Raw genomic sequence first — 20,827 nt, forward strand, 5'->3', positions numbered from 1 at the left:
AGAGGGACGGATCGTGGCGGACGGCCTCAGGGTGTCGCGCGACGAAGGGTCAGGAACGATCCCGCTGCGAGCACCACGGTCAGCAGCAGTCCCCACAGGGTGATTCCGACCGCCCCCTGATCCGCGAACCAGGTGAACACCTGCCCCCAGGCGTCGAGGCGCCCGATGACCCACATCACGCCGACGAGCAGCAGTGCCAGCGCCGTGTAGACGAGCGCCACCCACAGGGGCCCGAAGCGCTTGTAGAGCGTTGCCGAGGCGAAGCCGATCGTGAACACCAGCACCGTGAAGGCGAAGTAGAACAGCCACGCGGCCCACCATCCCGCTTCCCAGATCCAGGTCAGCTGGAAGAAGTATCCGTTCATGCCCCAGCCGCCGGTGGCGTCTTCGAGGAACCCGCCGATCACGAACACCGTCGCGAGCAGGATCGCGGTGATCGTCGCGGTGGCGAGGGTGCCGAGATAGAACTCGCGTCGCGTGATGCTGAGGGCCTGGGAGAACGGGAAGGTCATCGTCAGCGCCTGGATACCGACGAACAGGAAGTACCACAGCGGCGCGTGCGCGCTACCGCCGTAGAACGGTCCCGGAAGGCCCGAGCTGCTCAGCAGCGCGTAGATCGCGAGGGTCACGACGAAGGCGCCCGTGAGCACGATGAGAGGCACCCAGACGTAGGTCTGGCGATTCACCAGCTGCAGACGGATGACGTTCAGGGTGCGGTTCATCGCGACACCTCCGGGGATGCGGTGCTCGACGCGTGCTGCGTCAGTCGCACGATCAGCTGCTGGAGCGATACCGGGGCGACCTCGAGGTCGGCCTCGACGAGACGCCGGCGGTCGTCGTCGGTGAGGGCGCCGAGCACGGTCACGCTCGCGACGCGGCCGAGGCTCTCCCGGTGGATCACCTCGCGGCCGGCTGCGAAGGCGTTGACGGCCGCAGCATCGCCGACGATGTTGGCGGCACGATCCCGCACGTCGTCGGTGCTCTCGTCCATCAGGATCCGGCCCTCGTCGATGACCAGAACGCGCTCGATGAGATGGGAGACCTCGTCGATGAGGTGACTGGAGAGCACGACCGTGCGCGGATGCTCGCTGTAGTCCGCGACGAGCCGGTCGTAGAAGATCTGCCGCGCCACCGCATCCAGCCCCAGGTAGGGCTCGTCGAAGAACGTGATCTCGGCGCGCGAGGCAAGACCGATGATGACGCCCACCGCCGAGAGCTGGCCGCGGGAGAGCTTCTTGATGCGTCGCTTGAGAGGCAGGCGGAAGGCGGCGACGAGCTCGTCCGCCAGCGCCTGGCTCCAGTTCGGGAAGAACAGCTTCGCGGCGCGGAACGCGTGCAGCGGTGTGGCGTCGTCGGGATACTTCTGGCTCTCGCGCACGAAGCACATGCGCTGAAGCACGTGCGCATTCTCGTAGGGCTGCTGGCCGAACACGGTCACGTCACCCGACGTGGCGAAGTTCTGCGCGGTGAGGATCGACATCACGGTCGTCTTTCCCGCGCCGTTGCGGCCCAGGAGCCCGTAGATGGTGTCCTTCTCGATGGTGAAGCTCACGTCGTCGACCGCGACGGTGTCGCGATAGCGCTTCGTGAGGCCGTTGACCTCGATCACGGCGGTCATGGTGTGGTTCCCCCTGTTTCGGTTCGGTCGGTCGCGATGGTCTGGTCGGATGCGGCGGCTCGCTCGCGCACGAGCCGGCCGAGGTCGTCGGGCCCGAGGCCGAGCTTGCGCGCCTCGACGAGGAGCGGTTCGACGTAACGGTCCGCGAAGGCGGTGCGGCGCTCGTCGAGGAGCCGTTCGCGGGCTCCGGGCGCGACGAACATGCCGATTCCGCGGCGCTTGTGGAGCACCCCTTTGTCGACGAGCATGTTCACTCCTTTCGCGGCGGTGGCCGGATTGATGCGGTAGAAGGCGGCGAGCTCGTTCGTCGACGGCGCCCGCCCCTCTTCGGGAAGGCTGCCGTCGACGATGGAGTCTTCGACGCTCTCCGCGATCTGCAGGAACAGCGCCCTGCCTTCTTCGATCACTTGCGCCCCCTCGGTTCATTAGTTGACTAACTAACCATGCAACAGATTGAGGTGACCTGTCAATAACGATGGGGTTACCTTCTGCTGTTCGTCTTTGCCCCACCCCGGGGGCTGGGGTTAGGCTGTTTGTCGGGCCTCGTGCCCCGATGACGACCAGTCCGCGGTCGGCGCAGGTCGATTCCTGGGGAATCCCCGCGCAGAGCGTATGGTCGACGGTCTTGGTGACGAACCCGATGTGAGTCGCCGGTTGCGCAGGTGCTCCTTGTACTGCGCTCTGCGCCGATGACCGTCACCCGGACGTAACCGAAAGCCGATGCGTGGGCACCGCCCGCGCGGTCGCTGAGGTACGAACGTGACATCCGATCTAGCCATCGAGGCGAAAGGCCTCTTCAAAGTCTTCGGGCGCAACGCGCGCGGAGCAGTGGACAAACTGAAGAACGGTGCGAGTCGATCCGAGGTCGCGGCGCAGGGTGCGACGGCCGCGGTCATCGACGCCGGCTTCGACGTGAGGCCCGGCGAGATCTTCGTGATCATGGGCCTCTCCGGCTCGGGCAAGTCGACCATCATCCGCATGCTCAACGGACTCCTCGAGCCCACCGCCGGAGACGTGCTCGTGCAGGGGCAGAGCGTGACGAAGGCCTCCGACGCCGAGCTGCGCCGGATCCGCCGCAGCTCGATCTCGATGGTCTTCCAGCACTTCGCTCTCCTGCCGCACCGCACGGTCATCGACAACGCCGCCTACGCGCTGGAGATCCAGGGCGTCGGCCGCGATGAGCGCCGGGCGAAGGCGCAGGAGATCCTCGAGAAGGTGGGCCTCGGCGACCGCGCCGAGGCGATGCCCGACGAGCTCTCCGGCGGCATGAAGCAGCGCGTGGGGCTGGCCCGCGCCCTGACCGCCGGCACCGACATCATGCTCATGGACGAGGCCTTCTCGGCACTCGACCCGCTCATCCGCCGCGAGATGCAGGAGCAGCTCATCGAGCTGCAGCAGGAGCTCGGCCGCACCATCGTCTTCATCACCCACGACCTCAACGAGGCCATGTTCCTCGGCGACCGCATCGCGGTGATGCGCGACGGTCGCATCGTGCAGAACGGCACGCCAGAAGAGATCCTCACCGACCCGGCCAACGACTACGTCGCGCAGTTCGTGCAGGATGTCGACCGCACGCGCGTGCTCACCGCGGCGTCGGTGATGGAGCCCCCGGTCGCCGTCACGCCGCTGCACGCCGGCGCCCGCGGTGCACTGCGCATCATGCGCGACCTGCAGGTCGGGGCCGTGTCGGTCGTGGAGAGCCGCAGCAAGTTCATCGGCTCGGTGACCGACCGCGACGTCATCCGCGCCGTGAAGAACGGCGACACCGACCTGCGCGGCATCTTGCGCCAGGATCAGCCGGTCGTCCACCCCGACGAGCCGCTCGCCGAGATCGTGGAGCGCGCCGTCGAGAGCCCCGCCCCGATCGCGGTCGTCGACGACAAGAACCGCCTCATGGGTGTCATCCCGCGTGTCACCCTCCTCGCCGCCCTCGGGAACGTGCCCGCGGTCACGCGGGAGAACCCGATCATCGACGTGCCGGTCTCGGTGCCCGCGAGCGAGCTCGACAGCACGCTCGCGACCGTGGAGGCTGCCCCGGCGGCGTCCGCACCGACGGAAGGAGGCGTGTGATGGACACTTTCCGCCTTCCCTTCGGCGAGTGGGTCGAGGCGATCGTCGACTTCATCGGCGTGGTCTTCGGATGGCTCTTCGACGCCATCTCCGTGGTTCTCGGCGTGGTCTACGAGGCGCTCGACTGGGTGCTGATCACCCCTCCCTTCTGGGTGATCATCCTTGTCTTCGCCGCGCTCGCGTGGTGGATCAAGGGATGGAAGCTCGCCGTCGGCACCGCCCTCGGACTGCTGTTCATCGTGCTCGTCGACCAGTGGGACAACGCGATGGACACCCTGGCCCTCGTGCTGGTCGCCTCCGCGATCGCGGTCATCATCAGCGTGCCGACGGGCATCTGGGCCGCTCGCAACGACACGGTTTCCCGGCTCGTGCGCCCGGTGCTCGACTTCCTGCAGACGATGCCCGCGTTCGTCTACCTCATCCCCGCCATCATCTTCTTCGGCGTCGGTGTGGTGCCCGGCATGATCGCGACGATCCTCTTCGCCCTCGCTCCCGGCGTGCGGCTGACAGAGCTCGGCATCCGTGGCGTCGACGCCGAAGTGGTCGAGGCGGGCCAGGCGTTCGGTGCGACCAGAGGCCGCATCCTGCGCCAGATCCAGCTGCCCCTCGCTCTGCCGAGCATCATGGCCGGCGTCAACCAGGTGATCATGCTCAGCCTGTCGATGGTCGTCATCGCGGGCATCGTCGGCGCCGGCGGCCTGGGCGGCGAGATCACGCGTGCCATCGGCCGCATCAACGTCGGTCTCGGGTTCGAAGCCGGTGTGGCGATCGTCATCCTCGCGATGATGCTCGACCGCATGACATCGGCCCTCGCCGACAAGGGTGGGGCGCGTGCGAAGCGTCGCAAGAAGACGTCGCCCGACAACTCGACAAAGGATACCCAGGCTTCCGCCGAGACCGCCCAGCCGGCCGGCGCGCAGGCCTGATCGACTCGCGGGCGCCACAGCGACCGCGACCCAAGACCAGGCGGGTTCATCGCCCGCCGGAGGCGTCCGAGACACGGACGCCTGACAACACGACCAGTCCGCGAACAGCACGCGGATGGAGAGGGAGTCAACATGATGACCAAGAGAAAGCACCTCGCAACCGGAATCGCCCTCGCGGGCGCCTCGGCCCTCGTGCTCGCGGGCTGCAGCTCGGACTCGGGCGACAGCGGCTCCGACGCGGGCGGCGACACCTCGGGTGCCGACCGCGCCATCGAGCTGGCCGTCTTCAACGGCTGGGATGAGGGCATCGCGGCGTCGTACCTGTGGGAGGCCATCCTCACCGAGCAGGGTTACGACGTCGAGCTCACCTATGCCGACGTGGCCCCGGTCTACGCCGGTCTCGCCGGCGGCGACTTCGACCTCGTGCTCGACACGTGGCTGCCGGTCACCCACGCCGACTACATGGAAGAGTACGGCGACGACCTCGAGGACCTCGGCGCGTGGAACGACGAGGCTGCCCTCACCATCGCGGTGAACGAGGACGCCCCGATCGACTCGCTGACCGAGCTCGCCGAGAACGCCGATGCGTTCGGCAACGAGATCGTCGGCATCGAGCCCGGCTCGGGCCTCATGCGCATCACGAGCGAAGAGGTCGTTCCGGGTTACGGCCTCGAGGACATGAACCTCATCGAGTCGTCGACCCCGGCCATGCTCGCCGAGCTGCAGTCGGCCACCGACGCCGGCGAGAACATCGTCGTGACGCTGTGGCGTCCGCACTGGGCCTACGACGCCTTCCCGATCAAGGACCTCGAAGACCCCGAGGGCCTGCTCGGTGACGCCGAGGGCATCCACTCCGTCGCCGCGACGTCGTTCGCCGACGACTTCCCCGAGGTCCACGAGTGGATCTCGAACTTCGAGATGGACAGCGAAACCCTCTACTCGCTCGAGAACGCCATGTTCAATGAGTACGACGGTGACGACTACGGTCCCGTCGTCGAAGAGTGGATCGCGGACAACCAGGAGTGGGTCGACTCGCTGACCTCCTGATCCCGTTCCTCCTCGAGGACCCTGCGGGGCGTCCGGCTTCGGCCGGGCGCCCCGTTCTCGTGTGCTGGACGAGAGAGCCGGATGCGCGGGTCAGGGGGCCGGAGCGTCGGGCTTCGGCGGTGGGGCCGTGCCGGGTGTGATCTCCAGCGCCACCTTCTTCTCGAGGCGGTCGACGGCGTCGTCGGAGACGGAGATGAGGCCGTCGAGCTCCTCCCGCACCCGCTTGTACGCCACCTGGCGCTCCGCCGGGGTCGCCGCCTGGTCGACCGCGACCGCGAGCAGCTGCTGGGCGGTGTCGAGACGCTTGCGCTCGGCCGTCGAGAACGTCGAGTCCTTGAGGCGCCGCGCGTCGCGTTCGGCGAGGTCGAACGCGACCTCGTAATCCGTCACGGCATCCCGGTACTCCGTCAGCTCCTCGCGGCTGACCTTCGCGGATGCGGCCGCCGGCCGAGCGTTGTCGGCCACGCGCTTGGCGCGGAGGAACGCCGCCGTCAGCGGCTGACGCCCGTCGCTCATCGCGGGGAAGGCGATGAGCTTCGCGACATCCAGCTCGTACTCGAGCCACCGGTGAGTGACGTCGTCGTGGGCGGCGAAGAGCTTCTCGAGCTGCTTGGCGGTCGACTCCTCCGGTGCGGGTGCGTCGGATGCGGTCGGCGCGGCCGAGATCGGCACGCCGCGCGTGGCGGCCTTCACCTCGCCCTTCGCCTTGATGATCTCGAGCCGCCGCTTGTGGCGCCGGCGGGCGCCACGCTCCCACGCGCTGCCGGCCGAGGCCAGCACGCCGAATAGTGGGAACGCCAGCCACCAGTAGTTCCCGAGGAAGGTGAAGAACGGCTCCACCCTGCCATGGTATCCGCGGCCGCCGGGCCGGCTACGGGCGGGGTGGCTCGACCGGCGGGGGGCCTTCGCGGCGCGCGGTGCGCCACGCATCCTGCTCGGCCACGCGGAACGCGGCCTCGGCGGCGGCGACGGCCTCCCGGTAGGCGACGAAGTCCTCGGGGGCGACCCTGGCACGAGGGTCGGCGGGGCGCAGCGCCCGAGCATGGTGCTCTGCGGCGACGAACTCCGCCGTGACGGGGTGGCGCGCATCCGACATCTGCGGGATGGCGACGGCGCGCGCGGCGTCGGTCTCGTACTGCATCCAGCGCGAGGTCAGCATGTCGTGGCGGGCCATGAGACGCGCGAGCGGGAGGCGGGTGTCGTCGCCCTTGCCCGGCGATGCGGAGACCGCGCGCAGCTGTGCACGGGCGGCCTTGACGCCGGTGCGCTTGGCCCGCAGGGTCATCCACGCGACGCGGTGTGCGTGCTTCGCGCGCTGGAGCTCGTCACGGGCGACCGGCACACTGATCGCGCCCGGGGCGCCCGGGTTGGCGCGGGCGGTCTGCAGCGCGGCACGGGCGGTGCGCATGTCGGCTCGAGCCGACATCAGCGCCGTATACGCACGTGACATCTCGTGGCGCGCGGCGTCGAGCTCGAGCCGTCGCGCCCGCCGGCGACCGCTCGTGGCGACGCCGTACCCGGCCGCGCCCGCACCGATCGCGGTGGGTGCGACCCACCACCAGGCGCCGAGCAGCTCGAACCAGAGGTCCACACTGCCATGCTAATCAGCGGGCGAGCGCGGCGCTCGGATGCCGGACGGCCGCGGATTCAGGCGAACAGCAGGGTGAAGATGGTGGAGCCGCCGGCCACGAGGATCAGCGACACGATGGTCACCCACGCGACGATCTTCATGCGCCGCTGGCGGGCCTCGCCGTAGCCGGCGTATTCGTCGTCGTCGGACATGGTTCCTCCTACGCGGTCGGTTCGGCGATCGTCGCGCCGAACGCGGCGGGAAGTGTCGCGGCGGAGCGCTCGCGGAGCTCGGACACGGCGACGGTGAAGACATCCTGCACCTCGAGGGCGGCCCCGCCGTCGGCCGGGACGTCGGTCACGCCGATGCGCAGCACCGGATAGCCGCGGCCCTCGCAGAGGCCTCGGAACTTGACGTCCTCCTCGCGCGGCACCGACACGATCACGCGTCCGGTCGACTCGCCGAACAGCGCGGTCGCCGCATCCACCCCGTCGCGCTCGCTGATCTCACGCAGCCACACGCGGGCGCCGACACCGAATCGCATCGTCGCCTCGGCGAGGGCCTGGGCGAGGCCGCCGGAGGACAGGTCGTGGGCGCTCGAGACGAGACCCTGCTGCGACGCGGCGTGAATGAGCTCGGCGAGCTTCTTCTCGCCGGCCAGATCGACCGCCGGCGGCAGGCCGCCGAGGTGGCCGTGGATCGTTCCCGCCCACTGCGAGCCGCTCAGCTCGGTCGCGGTGACGCCGAGCAGATAGATGTTCTCGCCCGCATCCTGCCAGCCCGAGGGGATGCGGCGGGCGACGTCGTCGATGATGCCCATCACGCCCACGACCGGGGTGGGGAAGATCGGCTGGTCGCCGGTCTGGTTGTAGAACGACACGTTGCCGCCCGTGACGGGGATGCCGAGCTCGAGGCATCCGTCGGCGAGGCCCGCGACCGCCTGCGAGAACTGCCACATGACCTCGGGGTTCTCGGGCGAGCCGAAGTTCAGGCAGTCGGTCACGGCGGCGGGCACCGCGCCGGTGACGGCGACGTTGCGGTACGCCTCCGCGAGGGCGAGCTTGGCGCCCTCGTAGGGGTCGAGCTGGCAGTACCGGCCGTTGCAGTCGGTGGCGATCGCGAAGCCGAGGCCCGATTCCTCGTCGACGCGGATCATGCCGGCATCGTCGGGGAAGCTCAGGGCGGTGTTGCCCAGCACGTAGTAGTCGTACTGGTTGGTGATCCACGACGTGTCGGCGAGGTTCGGGCTGGCGACGAGCGTCAGGAACTGCTCGCGCAGCACCTCCGGGTCGATGCTGCGGGGGAGGGCCGCGGCCGACTCCTCGCGCAGGCTGTCGATCCACGTCGGGTAGGCGACCGGACGCTCGTAGACCGGGCCGTCGACGGCCACGGTCGAGGGGTCGACGTCGACGATCTGCTCGCCGTGCCAGAAGATCTGCAGGCGGCCGTCTCCGGTGACCTCGCCCAGCACGCTGGTCTCCACATCCCACTTGCCCACGACGGACAGGAACGCGTCGAGCTTCTCCGGGGCGACGATGGCCATCATGCGCTCCTGCGACTCGCTCATGAGGATCTCCTCCGGCGTGAGCGACGGGTCGCGCAACAGCACGTTCTCGAGGTCGACGCGCATCCCCGAACCGCCGTTGGCGGCCAGTTCGCTGGTCGCGCACGAGATGCCGGCGGCGCCGAGATCTTGGATCGCCTCGACGAGCTCGCCCTGGTAGAGCTCCAGGCAGCACTCGATGAGCACCTTCTCGGCGAACGGGTCGCCCACCTGCACGGCCGGCCGCTTGGTCGGGCCGCCGTCGGCGAACGTGTCGGAGGCGAGGATGGATGCCCCGCCGATGCCGTCGCCGCCGGTGCGGGCGCCGAAGAGCACGACCTTGTTGCCGGCGCCGGTGGCGTTGGCGAGCTTGACGTCTTCGTGGCGCATGACGCCCACCGCGAGCGCGTTCACGAGCGGGTTGCCCTGGTACACCGGGTCGAACACCGTCTCGCCGCCGATGTTCGGAAGCCCGAGGCAGTTGCCGTAGAACGAGATGCCCGACGTGACGCCGTGCACGACGCGGGCGGTGTCCGGGTTGTCGATCGCGCCGAACCGCAGCTGGTCCATGACGGCCACGGGGCGCGCACCCATCGAGATGATGTCACGCACGATGCCGCCGACGCCGGTCGCGGCGCCCTGGAACGGCTCGATGTAGCTGGGATGGTTGTGCGATTCGACCTTGAAGGTCACGGCCCACCCCTCGCCGATGTCGACGACGCCGGCGTTCTGACCCATGCCGACCATGAGCTTCTCGCGCATCTGGTCGCTGACCTTCTGGCCGAACTGGCGCAGGTAGATCTTGCTCGACTTGTAGGAGCAGTGCTCGCTCCACATCACCGAGTACATCGCCAGCTCGCCCGATGTCGGGCGGCGGCCGAGGATCTCCCGGATGCGGTCGTACTCGTCGGGCTTGAGTCCGAGCGCGCCGTAGGGCTGCTCCTTCTCAGGCGTCGACTGGGCGTTCTCGACGGTGTCGGCGACGGGGCGCGACGACGCGGAGGTGTCGGAAGGAGAGGTCATGCGGCTGAGCTCCAGGAATCACGGGCGCCGGACGATCCCATCCTAGATGGCGGCGATGATCCCGTGGTGCCGGGCACGTCGTCGCCCGGCAGGGCGGGCGGCGGGTCAGAAGCTGCGGCGGCCGGACACGTACTCAGGCCAGCGGATGACGGCGTCGTCGCAACCTGCGGAACTCCGGGGTTGGTTGGCGTGCCCCTGGGCGTTCAACCTGAATAAGTGCACGTGTAGGTGCGAACAGCGGACGGCGAGGGGTGCGATGGCTGCGGACGAGAAACGACCGGACACCGGCTGTTTGGTGCTTGACGGGCGAAGCGTCGGTCGCTAACGTACAACCAAATGGTTGCACAAACGGAGCTCACCGATGACGAGATCGACCGCGTCTTCCAGGCGCTCGCGGCGGCTACCCGCCGCGACATCCTGCGGCGCACGCTCACCGGAGAGCATTCCGTCTCGGCCCTCGCGCGCGACTACGACATGTCCTTCGCGGCGGTGCAGAAGCACGTCGCCGTGCTCGAAGCCGCGCAGCTCATCATCAAGCGCGCGGAGGGACGCGAGCGCCTCGTGCGCGCGGATCCGGCCATGATCGCCCGCGCTCGCGCTCTGCTGGCCCGCTACGAAGAGATCTGGCGTGCCCGCATCGACCGCCTCGACGCGCTCCTGGCCGAGCCCGAAACCCCGCCGTCATCCACACCCACGCCGCCACCGGCATCCACCATCTGAGGAGCACGCCATGCCCGTCACCGCCGTCACCAGCGATCCAGAAGCTCTCACCATGACCCTCGTGGGCGAGTTCGCCGCCCCCGTCGACAGGCTTTGGCGAGCGTTCACCGAACCGGCTCAGCTCGAGCGCTTCTGGGGCCCTCCGGGCTACCCCTCCACCTTCCGCGAATTCGACTTCGCGCCCGGCGGCCGTGCGTCGTACGTCATGACCTCCCCGAAGGGCGAGCGCTTCGGCGGCGTCTGGGAGTTCGTGCAGATCGACGACGGATCCTCGTTCACCGTGCTCGACTCCTTCGCCGACGAGCACGGCGTCGTGAACGCCGACATGCCCACCGGGAGGATGGTGTTCACCTTCGAGGCGACCGACGCCGGATCGCGCCTGACCAGTGTGAGCCACTATCCCTCGGTCGAGGCGCTCGAGCAGGTCGTCGCCATGGGCGCGGTCGAGGGCTCGACGCTCGCGATGAACCAGCTGGACACCGTGCTGCAGGGGCTGCGCGAGTACGCGCAGGGCAAGGGGACCCGCACCGAGATCCTCACCGACACGCACGTGCGCATCACCCGCCTCATCGACGGCCCGCGCGAGCTGGTGTGGCGTGCGCACACCGAGCCCGAACTCATGAAGCAGTGGCTGCTGGGCCCGGACGGCTGGCGCATGTCGGTCTGCGAGATCGACCCGGCCGTCGGCGGACGCTACCGCTACGCGTGGGAGCCGCTGGAGGGCACCGAGGGTGAGCCGTTCGGCTTCGACGGTGAGACGCTCGTGAGCGAGGCCCCCCGCCGTTCGGTCACGACCGAGCACATGACAGGCACCGACTTCCCGTCGACGACGAACGACCTCTCCCTCTATGAGGAGGACGGCGCAACGCTCACCACCACGCTGATCGAGTACCCCGACAAGGAGACCCGTGACATGGTTCTCGCCACCGGAATGACCGACGGCATGGAGGCCAGCTACGCCCGCCTCGAACGCGAGCTCATCTCCGCCTGACCAGCGCGCAGGCAACGCGACGGGCTCCGGTCTTCCCCGGGGCTCGTCGCCTACGATGGCGGCGTGGACTTCTCGTTCGACTTCACCCCGGACCTCATCGCCGTCTTCCTGACGCTGTTCGTGCTCGAGGTCGTGCTCGGGGTCGACAACGTCATCTTCATCTCCATCCTCGCTTCGAAGCTCCCGCAGGAGCAGCAGGCCCGCGCACGCAACCTGGGCCTTACGCTGGCGATGCTGATCCGCGTGGTGCTGGTGCTCTTCGCGGGATGGATCATCACGTTGACCGAGGAGGTCTTCACCCTCTTCGGCATGGGCTTCTCGTGGAAGGACATCATCCTCATCGCCGGGGGTCTCTTCCTCGTCTACAAGGCCGTGACCGAGATCCACCACAAGCTCGAGGGGGCCGAAGACGAGCACGGTGCGGGCGGCAAGGTCGCCACCGTCACCTTCGGCTCCGTCATCGCGCAGATCCTGCTGCTGGACATCGTCTTCTCGCTCGACTCGGTGATCACCGCGGTCGGGATGACCGAGAACCTCGTGATCATCATCACGGTCGTGGTGCTCTCGTTCGGCATCATGCTCTTCGCCGCCCGGTTCATCTTCGCGTTCGTGAACAACCATCCGACGGTGAAGATGCTCGCCCTGTCATTCCTGCTGCTGATCGGTGCGTTCCTCGTCGCGGAAGGCTTCGGCTTCCACATCGACAAGGCCTTCATCTACGGCCCGATGGCGTTCGCGATCTTCGTCGAGGTGCTGAACCTGGCCTACAGCTCGCGCAAGGCCAAGCGCGAGCAGAAGACGCCGCACGCCGTGCAGCTGCGCCCCCGCTATGTCGACGTCGACGAATCGGTCGCCGTCGGAGCCGCGCTGTCGAAGAACCCGGCATCCGGATCGGTGGGTCTGTCGGGCAAGCCCGTCGCCGGCGCATCCGACCCCGAGGAGCACCGCACCGGCCTGGGCTGATCCCACCGCCGGCACGCGCCGAGGAGTAAGGTGCGGGCATGGCGGATGCGACGGCGATCCACACCCGCGGCCTGCGCAAGGCCTACGGTGCGCACATCGCGCTGCACGGCCTGGATCTGACCGTCGCGAGAGGATCGGTCTTCGGCCTCATCGGCCCCAACGGCGCGGGCAAGACGACGACCCTGCGGCTGCTGCTGGATGTGATCCGGCCCACCGACGGCGAGATCACTGTGCTCGGGCAGTCGCCGCGTGCCGGCGGCGCGGCGCTGCGACGACGCATCGGATTCGTGCCGGGAGAGCTGCGCCTGGAAGGACGCGTGAAGGGCGGCGCGCTCCTGCGCCACCTCGCCGAGATCAGCGGGCCGGTCGAACCGGGCATGATCGAATCCCTCGCGGAGCGCCTGGGTCTGGACCTCACCCGCCCGGTGCGCACCCTCTCCAAGGGCAACAAGCAGAAGCTCGGGCTCGTGCAGGCCTTCATGCACCGGCCCGAGCTCCTCGTGCTCGACGAGCCGACCAGCGGCCTCGACCCGCTCATCCAGCGCGAGTTCCTCGCCATGGTGCGCGAGGCGTGCGACGCGGGCCAGACGGTGCTCCTCAGCTCCCACGTGCTGAGCGAGATCCAGCAGGCCGCCGATGACGTCGCGGTGCTCGCCGACGGGCGGCTCGTCGCCGAAGGGGATGTCGCGTCGCTTCGCATCGCGAGTGTGCGGCGCATCCGAGCCATCGTCGAGGGCGCCGCCGAATCCGTGCGCGACGCGCTCGCGCCGACCGGCGTGGAGGACATGGCTGTGCGAGCGGTGGGGAGCGACATCCACCTCGCCGCCACGGCGCGCGGCGACATCGACCCCGTCGTCAAGGCGCTCGCGCGCTTCACGGTGCGCGAACTCACCGTCGAGGAACCGGACCTCGAGGAGTCCGTGCTCGACCTGTACGGACGCAGGGCGAACGGCGACGCCGCGCGCGGCGGCTCGGGCGGTGCGGCATGATCCCGATCCTCCGCCGCTGGCTCGTCGACGGGTGGCGCGGAACTGCCGGGTGGTGCGCCGGGATGATCGTCGTGATGGCGGTGTACCTGCCCCTCTTCCCGTCGATGCAGACCCCCGAGCTCGCCGGAATGCTCGACAGCCTGCCGCCGGAGCTCGTCCGCACCCTCGGCTACGACGACATCACCTCCGGCGCCGGATACACCCAGGCGACCTTCTTCGGCCTCGTCGGCTTCGCGCTCATGGCCGTGGCCGCGGTGTCGTGGGGCGCATCCGTCATCGCCGGTGCGGAGGAGTCGGGTCGCCTCGAGCTCACCATCGCCCACGGCGTCGGTCGGGTGCAGTACGCGCTGGAGAGCGCCGCGGCCGTGCTGGTGCGCGTGCTCGTGGTCGGCGCCGTGGTGCTCGCGACGCTGCTGGTGCTGAACGAACCGTCGCAGCTCGATCTCGAGGTGGGACGGATCGTCGCCGAGGTGGCGGCGTGGACCGGGCTCGGCTTCCTCTTCGCCGCGGTCGCGCTCGCCGCCGGCGCGATCACCGGCGCGCGGTCGTGGGCGATCGGCGCCGGAGCGGGAGTGGCCGCGGCGTCGTTCGTCGTGCAGGCCGTCGCGAACAACAGCGAGGACCTCGCCGACCTCGAGCGCTTCTCGCCCTTCTTCTGGGCATACGGGCAGTCGCCGCTCGGGAACGGGTTCGATGCGCCCGGCCTTGCGCTCCTGTGGGGCTTCGCGCTGGCCTTCGTCGCCGTCGCGACGTTCGCGCTGCGACGGCGCGACATCCTCGGCTGACCCGGCGGGTGCGGTGCCGGCACGGCTCAGGCGCGGGTGAGGTTCAGGCGCGGGCGAGGGTGTCTTCGAGGGCGACCCACGCGAGCATCGCGCACTTGACGCGTGCGGTGTACTTCGACACCCCCGACAACGCCGCGGCGTCGCCGAAGGTCTCCTCGTCGAGCGGGATGGCGCCGCGCGAGCGCAGCGCCTCACGGAACTTCTCGATGAGGACGTGGGCGTCGCCGACCGGCATCGGGGCACCGTCGGCGAGGTCGCGCTCCTCATCGACGAGCGCGACGAGCATCGACGCCGACGCCTGGGAGATGGAGCAGCCAGCGCCGTCCCAGGTGATGTCGCGGATTCCCGCGCCGTCGTCGGTGAGCCGCACCTGCAGCGTCACTTCGTCGCCGCAGATCGGGTTGCGCTGGTGCGAGATCGCCGACCGCTCGGTCGCCTCGGCGATCCCCTTGCCCTTCGGGCGCTTGGAGTGGTCCAGGATCAGCTCCTGGTAGAGGGATTCGAGACTCATCAGACCTCCCCGAAGAACGGGCGGATGCCGGCGACGGCGTCGAGGAAGGCATCGATGTCGGCGTCGGTGGTGTACAGGGTGGCGCTCGCCCGCACCGATGCGGTCATGCCGAAGCGCCGGTGCAGCGGCGCGGCGCAGTGGTGTCCGACGCGCACGGCGATGCCGCGCGCATCCAGGAACTGCCCCGCGTCGTGCGCGTGCACGCCCTCGACGTCGAACGCGGCCAACGCCACGCGCTCTGTGCCGTCGGCGTCGCCGAGCAGGCGGATGCCGGGGATCTCGCGGAGTCCGTCGCGCATCCGTCGCTCCAGGCGCGCTTCGTGCGCGTGGACCGCGGGCATGCCGACGTTCTCGAGGTAGCGCACGGCGGCGGCGAGCCCCACGGCCTGCGACACCGGCTGCGTGCCCGCCTCGAAGCGCTGCGGCGCGGGCAGGTAGTCCGCCTCGTCGAGCGTGACGGTCGTGATCATCGAACCGCCGGTGAGGAAAGGCGGCAGCGCCTCGAGCACGTCCGCGCGGCCGTAGAGGCCGCCGATCGCGTTCGGGCCGAGCATCTTATGGCCCGAGAAGACGGCGAGGTCCACGCCAGACGCCGGCAGGTCGAGGGCGAGATGCGGCGCCGACTGGCAGGCATCCATCAGTGTCAGAGCGCCGACCTCTCGCGCCAGGGCGACGACCCGGTCGACCGGGTTGACGATGCCGAGCACGTTCGACACGTGCGGGAAGGCCACGACCCGCGTCCGTGCGCCGATGATCTCGGCAGCCGCGTCGAGGTCGAGCGTGCCGTCGTCGTGCACTCGGATGTGGCGCAGCAGCGCTCCGGTGCGGGCCGCGAGCTCCTGCCACGGAATGAGGTTCGCGTGGTGCTCGCTCTCGGTCACGACGATCTCGTCGCCGGGTCGCAGCGCGAACCGGGCGCTCGCGGGAGCGCCGCGGCCGGCGGTGGCATTGCCGATCGCGTACGCGACGAGGTTGATGCCGGCGGTCGCGCCGGAGGTCCAGACGAGCTGATCGGCGTCGGCGCCGACGAATCCGGCGACCGTGGCGCGCGCATCCTCGAACAGCTCCGTCGCGTCGGCGGCGAGCGTGTGCGCACCCCGGTGCACGGCCGCGTTCGCCCGCACGATGTAGTCGACCTCGGCGTCGATGACCGCCCGGGGTCGCTGCGCGGTCGCCGCCGAGTCGAGGTAGATCAGCGGTTCATCACTCGCGCGGTCCGCCAGCAGCGGGAAGTCGGCGCGGAGCGCGGCGGCGTCGAGCGCCCCGGCAGCCGCGGGTGCGCCGCCGGACGAGAGGGCGTGGGAGTTCACACCATCCAGGCTACGCCGCGCAGCATCCGTGGTCGCTGGGCGCCGGCCGCGTTCGTCGGAGAATCGCGTCGATGTCGGAGGATCGGTGTGAAATCCTCCGACATCGGCTTGATTCTCCGACCTTCGGGGATGCCGGGCTGGGGCTGAGCGGCGGGCCGGGGCTGAGCGGCGGGCCAGGCCGGGTCGGGCCGGGCCGGGGCGCGCGGGGCGCCGCGCCGGGCCGGGGCGGGTCAGCGGGCGGCCAGGAATTCGCGGGCGGCGACCACGACGTTCGCCACGCCGTTGTCGAGCGTCGGCTGCAGCACCGGGGCGAAGAACGGGGAGTGGTTCGTCGGGATGTCGCGCTCCACCGTGTCCGCCGCGATGGCGGCCGCATAGGCGTCGGCGTCGATGCCGCCCCAGAACCAGTAGACCAGGGGTGCGCCGGACTCGCGGGCGAACCACGACACGTCCTCGCTGCCGGTGAACATGCCCGGGTCGACGACCGTTCCCTCACCGAAGTGGCGGTCGAAAGCGGCGCTGAGGCGCTCCGTGGCGCCGGCGTCGTTCACGGTCGGCGGCAGCGTGTGGTCGATGACGATCGAGGGTGCCTGCTCGGCTCCGGATGCCGCCGCCTCGGCCCGCACGATGCGCTCCACCTTCTCCATCACGCGCTCCCGCGCTTCGTCGTCGGGGTAGCGCAGGCTGAGCTCGAGCACGGCCTCGGCCGGGATGATGTTGTTCTTCAGACCCGCGTGCAGCGCACCCACGGTGACGACCGCGACATCCCGCGGGTCGACCTCGCGCGAGACGATCGTCTGCAGCCGCATGACCGTGGCCGCGGCCATGACGATCGGGTCGACCGTGGCGTGCGGGCGCGATCCGTGCCCACCGCGCCCGAAGAGCGTCACGCGCAGGCCATCGGAGGCGGCCATCTGCGTGCCGCTGCGCACGCCGATCGTGCCGGCGGGCAACGGTGTGACGTGCTGGCCGAGCACCACATCCGGTCGCGGATACCGATCCAGCACGCCGTCGGCGATCATCGCCTTCGCGCCGGCGCCGTACTCCTCGGCGGGCTGGAAGACGACCACGACGGTGCCGACCCACTCGCTCCTGGTCGCGACGAGCCGGCGCAGGGCGCCGAGCATCGCGCTGACGTGCATGTCGTGGCCGCAGGCGTGCATGACCGGAACATCGGTGCCCTGCGGATCGGTGCCGCGCGCGGTGCTCGCGTAGTCGAGTCCCGTGCGCTCCTCCACCGGCAGGGCGTCGGTGTCGGCGCGCAGCCACACCGTGGGCCCGGCCTCACCCGTCTCGCCGGGATTTCGGATCACCCCGACGATGCCGGTCTTGCCGACGCCCTCCTCGTACTCGATCCCGAGCGCGTCGAGCTCGCGGGCGATGACCCCGGCGGTGCGCGTCTCCTGGAAGGACAGTTCCGGGTGGCGGTGCAGATCGATGTACAGGCGTTCGAGGTCGGTGCGGGTGTCGAGGTCGGAGGCCATGTCCCGAGCCTACGTCGTCACCTCACACCCGTCGCGGCTCGCTCCCTCGCCTCGAGCCACCCCCTTCGCGTCGAGCCGGCCCGTTCCTCCGGTGTGGATGGGGGTGGCTCGGCGAGAAAGGGGCGGGTCGGCGAAGCGCCCTACGCGTCGGCGAGCCACACGGCGGTGTCTGCGGGCAGGGTGTCGCCGGCGAGGGGGCCGCTCTGTGCCACCACGACACCCGACGGCAGGGTCACCGCATCCGTGCCCGTGTTCGCGACCACGGTCAGCCCGCCGTTCCGGAACGCCATGACGTCGTCGCCGAACCCGTCGAGCCACTCCAGCTCCCCGGCGCCGAGCGCACGCTCGCGCCGCTCGGCGAGAAGGGTGCGGTACAGCCACAGGGTCGAATCCGGATCGTCCTCCTGCACGTCGCGAGCGAAGCCGGCGAACTCCGCCGGCTGCGGCAGCCACGACGCGCCCTCGGGACTGAAACCGTAGGCGGGGGCATCCGAGACCCACGGGATGGGCACACGGCAGCCGTCGCGGCCGTAGCGCTCGCCGCCCGTGCGGAACCAGGTCGGATCCTGACGCGCCTCATCCGGCAGGTCGATGACCTCCGGCAGGCCCAGCTCCTCGCCCTGGTAGACGTAGGCGGAGCCCGGCAGCGCGAACATCAGGGTGGTGGCGGCCCGGGCACGGCGCAGGCCCACGACCGGGTCGGGCTTGCCCTTGCTCTTCGGCCCGATGCCGGCGCCCTGGGGGTTCTCGGCGGTGAGGGCGAGACGGGATGCGTGCCGCACGACGTCATGGTTCGACAGCACCCACGTGGCCGGCGCACCGACGCCGCCGAAGGCGCGGAGGGAGTCGGTGATGACCTCGCGCAGATCAGCGGCGCGCCACGCCGTCTCGAGGTACGGGAAGTTGAACGCCTGGTGCATCTCGTCCGAGCGCACCCACAGCGCGGTGATGTCGGGTCCGGGCATCCAGGCCTCAGCGCACAGGGCGCGGTCGCCGTCGTACTCCTCCATCACGCGGCGCCAGTCGCGCCAGATCTCGTGCACGCCCGGCTGACCCCAGTACGGCACGTCGGCCTCTTCGCCACCCATCGACGCGGCGTCCTCCGGCGGCGTGTAGTCGGGCAGGCCGTCCGCCTTGACCAGGCCGTGGGCCACATCCACCCGGAATCCGTCGACGCCGCGGTCGAGCCAGAACCGCAGCACCCCGCGGAACATCTCCTGCACCTCGGGGTTGGACCAGTCGAAGTCGGGCTGCGACGCGTCGAACAGGTGCAGGTACCACTGCCCGGCCGTGCCGTCGGCCTCGGTGATGCGCGACCATGCCGGGCCGCCGAAGACGGACTCCCAGTTGTTCGGCGGCACCGATCCGTCGTCGCCCCGGCCGTCGCGGAACATGTAGCGCGCGCGCTCGCGGCTTCCGGGAGCGGCGGCGAGAGCCTGCTGGAACCAGGCGTGCTGGTCGGAGGAGTGATTGGGAACCAGGTCGACGATGATGCGGATGCCGCGCGCGTGCGCGCCGGCGAGCATCTCGTCGAAATCGGCGAGCGTGCCGAAGATCGGATCCACATCGCAATAGTCGGCGACGTCGTAGCCGGCGTCCTTCTGCGGGGAGGTCTGGAACGGGCTCAGCCACAGCGCATCCACTCCGAGGGCGGCCAGGTCGTCGAGGTGCTCGGTGACGCCCCGCAGGTCGCCGATGCCGTCACCGGACGTGTCCGCGAACGAGCGCGGATAGATCTGGTAGATGACCGCCGTGCGCCACCATTCGGTGCCGGAGCGAGGGGATTCCGTCATGCGCGCCAGTGTAATGGCCGCGGTCATCCGCCGATCCGCTCCCGAAGCCCCCGTGTAACAGGCCCGTGACACGCGCCTCCTAATGTTCACCACATGAAGATCCTGATCATCGGCGCCGGAATCGGCGGCGCCAGCGCGGGCATCGCGCTGCAGCGCCTCGGGCACGACGTCGTCATCTACGACAAGATGCGCGAGAACAAGCCGGTGGGAGCGGCCCTGTCGCTGTGGTCGAACGGGGTCAAGGTGCTCAACTGGCTCGGCCTGGCCGAGGAGGTCGCCGCGCTCGGCGGCCGCATGGATGACATGGCGTACTACGAGGGCGTCTCCGGCGAGGTCATGTGCCGCTTCTCGCTCGAGCCGGTGACGACCCTCACGGGGCAGCGGCCGTACCCGGTCGCCCGAGCCGACCTGCAGGGACTGCTCATGGAGACGTTCGGGATGCACCGCATCCACCTCTCGAGCACGGCCACGGCCATCGAGGACGACGGCGAGATCGTGACGGTCACCTTCGCCGACGGGTCGACCGACACCGCCGACATGGTGATCGGCGCCGACGGCGCGCGCTCCTTCGTGCGCGACTACGTCACCGGCGGCGGCATCGAGCGGGAGTACTCCGGCTACACGAACTTCAACGGACTCGTGCCGGCGAACGAGGCGATCGGCCCGGTGAACCAGTGGACGACCTACGTCGCGGAGGGAAAGCGGTGCGCCGTCATGCCCGTCGCCGACGATCGCTTCTACTTCTTCGTCGACATCCCGCAGCCGGCGGGGCTTCCCTACGACCGCGCCGACGGGGTCGCGCCGCTGCGCGAGGCGTTCGGCTCGTGGGCGCCGGGCGTGCAGGCGCTGCTGGACTCGATCGATCCGGATGCTTCCCTCAACCGCGTCGAGATCTGGGACATCGCGCCGTTCCACACGTGGGTGAAGGGGCGCGTGGCGATCCTCGGCGACGCAGCCCACAACACCTCGCCCGACATCGGGCAGGGGGCGTGCTCGGCGCTGGAGGACTCGTTCGCCCTCGCGACCGCGGTCGCCACCAACACCATTTCGGTCGAAGACACCCTCAAGCGCTACGAGAAGTCCCGCGCGGCGCGCGCCGGCGAGCTGGTGGAACGCGCCCGCAAGCGCGCCCACGAGACCCACGCGTTCGATCCGGCGGCGACCGAGGCGTGGTACGAGAGCCTGCGCGGCGCCGACGGGGCGGGCATCATCCGCGGCATCGTCGGCAACATCGAGGACAGCCCTGTCAACCTCGGCGTCGGCACCCTCTGACCCGCCGCCGAAGGGGCGGTGCGGCGCGGCCGGCGGGCGGCACGGGTGTGGAGGCGGGCGTTCGGTTGCCGCGAGGTGTCGTCACGGGGCGGCTGTCCGACATCCGGTGACAAGTGAGCCGGGCGCGGGTGTGGATGCGGGCGTTCGGTTGCCGCGAGGTGTCGTCACGGGGCGGCTATCCGACATCCGGTGACAAGTGAGCCGGGCGCGGG

The 20,827-nt window shown here is 69.9% G+C and carries 20 protein-coding genes; 9 read left to right on the plus strand and 11 right to left on the minus strand.

Translation table 11 applies throughout. The features are described from left to right. Window positions 1–26 precede the first annotated feature (26 nt). Genes B3S45_RS03475 through B3S45_RS03485 form a run of 3 tightly spaced genes read right to left on the minus strand, consistent with a single transcriptional unit; the run spans window position 27 to window position 2,025 of the window. Window positions 27–722 carry a hypothetical protein gene (locus B3S45_RS03475; RefSeq protein ID WP_286717415.1) on the minus strand — a complete coding sequence of 232 codons (696 nt, stop codon included), beginning with the start codon at window positions 720–722 and terminating at the stop codon, window positions 27–29. Beyond that, window positions 719–1,618, minus strand: coding sequence for an ABC transporter ATP-binding protein (locus tag B3S45_RS03480; protein WP_286717417.1), 900 nt, complete (start codon window positions 1,616–1,618; stop codon window positions 719–721). Before B3S45_RS03480 ends, B3S45_RS03475 begins: the two co-directional genes overlap by 4 nt. Beyond that, window positions 1,615–2,025, minus strand: coding sequence for a GntR family transcriptional regulator (locus tag B3S45_RS03485; RefSeq protein WP_071044261.1), 411 nt, complete (start codon window positions 2,023–2,025; stop codon window positions 1,615–1,617). The genes B3S45_RS03480 and B3S45_RS03485 overlap by 4 nt, the downstream gene beginning before the upstream one ends. Window positions 2,026–2,377: 352 nt before the next feature. Between B3S45_RS03485 and B3S45_RS03490 the strand changes: the two genes are divergently transcribed. The 3 genes from B3S45_RS03490 to B3S45_RS03500 all read left to right on the plus strand — a co-directional run bounded on the left by B3S45_RS03490 (window position 2,378) and on the right by B3S45_RS03500 (window position 5,661). Beyond that, the gene (locus B3S45_RS03490) at window positions 2,378–3,688 is read left to right on the plus strand and encodes a quaternary amine ABC transporter ATP-binding protein (RefSeq protein ID WP_228480877.1); all 1,311 of its coding nucleotides are present in this window, start codon (window positions 2,378–2,380) and stop codon (window positions 3,686–3,688) included. Beyond that, the gene (locus tag B3S45_RS03495) at window positions 3,688–4,614 is read left to right on the plus strand and encodes an ABC transporter permease (RefSeq protein ID WP_071044262.1); all 927 of its coding nucleotides are present in this window, start codon (window positions 3,688–3,690) and stop codon (window positions 4,612–4,614) included. Before B3S45_RS03490 ends, B3S45_RS03495 begins: the two co-directional genes overlap by 1 nt. Before the next feature lie 132 nt (window positions 4,615–4,746). After that, window positions 4,747–5,661 carry a glycine betaine ABC transporter substrate-binding protein gene (locus B3S45_RS03500; protein WP_286717420.1) on the plus strand — a complete coding sequence of 305 codons (915 nt, stop codon included), beginning with the start codon at window positions 4,747–4,749 and terminating at the stop codon, window positions 5,659–5,661. A gap of 90 nt (window positions 5,662–5,751) precedes the next feature. Here the strand turns inward: B3S45_RS03500 and B3S45_RS03505 are convergent, their stop codons facing one another. The 4 genes from B3S45_RS03505 to purL are packed head-to-tail and all read right to left on the minus strand — an operon-like array spanning window position 5,752 to window position 9,797. Beyond that, the gene (locus tag B3S45_RS03505; protein ID WP_286717421.1) at window positions 5,752–6,501 is read right to left on the minus strand and encodes a hypothetical protein; all 750 of its coding nucleotides are present in this window, start codon (window positions 6,499–6,501) and stop codon (window positions 5,752–5,754) included. Between the two features lie 31 nt (window positions 6,502–6,532). After that, window positions 6,533–7,252, minus strand: a complete 720-nt coding sequence (locus B3S45_RS03510) for a hypothetical protein (protein ID WP_286717423.1) — start codon at window positions 7,250–7,252, stop codon at window positions 6,533–6,535. Window positions 7,253–7,308: 56 nt separating this feature from the next. Further along, entirely contained in the window at window positions 7,309–7,443 is a 135-nt protein-coding gene (locus B3S45_RS03515; RefSeq protein ID WP_272872942.1) for a hypothetical protein, read from the minus strand. A gap of 8 nt (window positions 7,444–7,451) precedes the next feature. Continuing rightward, window positions 7,452–9,797, minus strand: a complete 2,346-nt coding sequence (purL, locus tag B3S45_RS03520) for a phosphoribosylformylglycinamidine synthase subunit PurL (protein WP_071044266.1) — start codon at window positions 9,795–9,797, stop codon at window positions 7,452–7,454. Between the two features lie 336 nt (window positions 9,798–10,133). Here purL and B3S45_RS03525 point away from each other — a divergent pair, with 336 nt between their 5' ends. The 5 genes from B3S45_RS03525 (at window position 10,134) to B3S45_RS03545 (ending at window position 14,245) form a co-directional block, all read left to right on the plus strand. After that, a complete protein-coding gene (locus B3S45_RS03525; protein ID WP_071044267.1) occupies window positions 10,134–10,517 on the plus strand; it encodes an ArsR/SmtB family transcription factor in 384 nt (127 codons plus the stop codon). 10 nt (window positions 10,518–10,527) lie between these two features. After that, on the plus strand, window positions 10,528–11,508 hold the full coding sequence (locus tag B3S45_RS03530) for an SRPBCC family protein (protein ID WP_286717426.1): 981 nt from the start codon (window positions 10,528–10,530) through the stop codon (window positions 11,506–11,508). Between the two features lie 63 nt (window positions 11,509–11,571). Further along, on the plus strand, window positions 11,572–12,471 hold the full coding sequence (locus B3S45_RS03535; RefSeq protein ID WP_194384256.1) for a TerC family protein: 900 nt from the start codon (window positions 11,572–11,574) through the stop codon (window positions 12,469–12,471). A 38-nt stretch (window positions 12,472–12,509) separates the two neighbouring features. Beyond that, window positions 12,510–13,460, plus strand: coding sequence for an ABC transporter ATP-binding protein (locus tag B3S45_RS03540; protein ID WP_286717429.1), 951 nt, complete (start codon window positions 12,510–12,512; stop codon window positions 13,458–13,460). Next, window positions 13,457–14,245: an ABC transporter permease subunit gene (locus tag B3S45_RS03545; RefSeq protein ID WP_286717430.1), complete on the plus strand. Its 789-nt coding sequence runs from the start codon at window positions 13,457–13,459 to the stop codon at window positions 14,243–14,245. Before B3S45_RS03540 ends, B3S45_RS03545 begins: the two co-directional genes overlap by 4 nt. Window positions 14,246–14,288: 43 nt before the next feature. On the opposite strand, the gene sufU is transcribed toward B3S45_RS03545, so the two are convergent. The 4 genes from sufU to B3S45_RS03565 form a co-directional block, all read right to left on the minus strand. After that, complete coding sequence (gene sufU, locus B3S45_RS03550; protein WP_286717432.1) at window positions 14,289–14,756, minus strand: Fe-S cluster assembly sulfur transfer protein SufU; 468 nt, start codon at window positions 14,754–14,756, stop codon at window positions 14,289–14,291. Then, window positions 14,756–16,066: a SufS family cysteine desulfurase gene (locus tag B3S45_RS03555; RefSeq protein WP_286717434.1), complete on the minus strand. Its 1,311-nt coding sequence runs from the start codon at window positions 16,064–16,066 to the stop codon at window positions 14,756–14,758. Before B3S45_RS03555 ends, sufU begins: the two co-directional genes overlap by 1 nt. A gap of 230 nt (window positions 16,067–16,296) precedes the next feature. After that, window positions 16,297–17,550 carry an amidohydrolase gene (locus B3S45_RS03560; protein ID WP_286717436.1) on the minus strand — a complete coding sequence of 418 codons (1,254 nt, stop codon included), beginning with the start codon at window positions 17,548–17,550 and terminating at the stop codon, window positions 16,297–16,299. A gap of 140 nt (window positions 17,551–17,690) precedes the next feature. After that, entirely contained in the window at window positions 17,691–19,343 is a 1,653-nt protein-coding gene (locus B3S45_RS03565; RefSeq protein ID WP_228480883.1) for a glycoside hydrolase family 13 protein, read from the minus strand. Between the two features lie 93 nt (window positions 19,344–19,436). Between B3S45_RS03565 and hpxO the strand changes: the two genes are divergently transcribed. Next, a complete protein-coding gene (gene hpxO / locus B3S45_RS03570) occupies window positions 19,437–20,615 on the plus strand; it encodes an FAD-dependent urate hydroxylase HpxO (RefSeq protein WP_194384263.1) in 1,179 nt (392 codons plus the stop codon). Window positions 20,616–20,827: the final 212 nt, after the last annotated feature.

The sequence above is a fragment of the Microbacterium sp. UBA1612 genome, from assembly GCF_002321605.1.
GTDB classification, from domain to species: Bacteria; Actinomycetota; Actinomycetes; order Actinomycetales; family Microbacteriaceae; genus Microbacterium; species Microbacterium luteum.

Bases quoted from the DNA above. Each gene is read 5' to 3' on its own strand.
- B3S45_RS03475 (WP_286717415.1), bottom strand. From the start codon at position 722: ATGAACCGCACCCTGAACGTCATCCGTCTGCAGCTGGTGAATCGCCAG.
- B3S45_RS03480 (WP_286717417.1), bottom strand. From the start codon at position 1,618: ATGACCGCCGTGATCGAGGTCAACGGCCTCACGAAGCGCTATCGCGAC.
- B3S45_RS03495 (WP_071044262.1), top strand. From the start codon at position 3,688: ATGGACACTTTCCGCCTTCCCTTCGGCGAGTGGGTCGAGGCGATCGTC.
- B3S45_RS03500 (WP_286717420.1), top strand. From the start codon at position 4,747: ATGATGACCAAGAGAAAGCACCTCGCAACCGGAATCGCCCTCGCGGGC.
- B3S45_RS03515 (WP_272872942.1), bottom strand. From the start codon at position 7,443: ATGTCCGACGACGACGAATACGCCGGCTACGGCGAGGCCCGCCAGCGG.
- purL (WP_071044266.1), bottom strand. From the start codon at position 9,797: ATGACCTCTCCTTCCGACACCTCCGCGTCGTCGCGCCCCGTCGCCGAC.
- B3S45_RS03525 (WP_071044267.1), top strand. From the start codon at position 10,134: ATGGTTGCACAAACGGAGCTCACCGATGACGAGATCGACCGCGTCTTC.
- B3S45_RS03530 (WP_286717426.1), top strand. From the start codon at position 10,528: ATGCCCGTCACCGCCGTCACCAGCGATCCAGAAGCTCTCACCATGACC.
- B3S45_RS03540 (WP_286717429.1), top strand. From the start codon at position 12,510: ATGGCGGATGCGACGGCGATCCACACCCGCGGCCTGCGCAAGGCCTAC.
- B3S45_RS03545 (WP_286717430.1), top strand. From the start codon at position 13,457: ATGATCCCGATCCTCCGCCGCTGGCTCGTCGACGGGTGGCGCGGAACT.
- sufU (WP_286717432.1), bottom strand. From the start codon at position 14,756: ATGAGTCTCGAATCCCTCTACCAGGAGCTGATCCTGGACCACTCCAAG.
- B3S45_RS03560 (WP_286717436.1), bottom strand. From the start codon at position 17,550: ATGGCCTCCGACCTCGACACCCGCACCGACCTCGAACGCCTGTACATC.
- B3S45_RS03565 (WP_228480883.1), bottom strand. From the start codon at position 19,343: ATGACGGAATCCCCTCGCTCCGGCACCGAATGGTGGCGCACGGCGGTC.
- hpxO (WP_194384263.1), top strand. From the start codon at position 19,437: ATGAAGATCCTGATCATCGGCGCCGGAATCGGCGGCGCCAGCGCGGGC.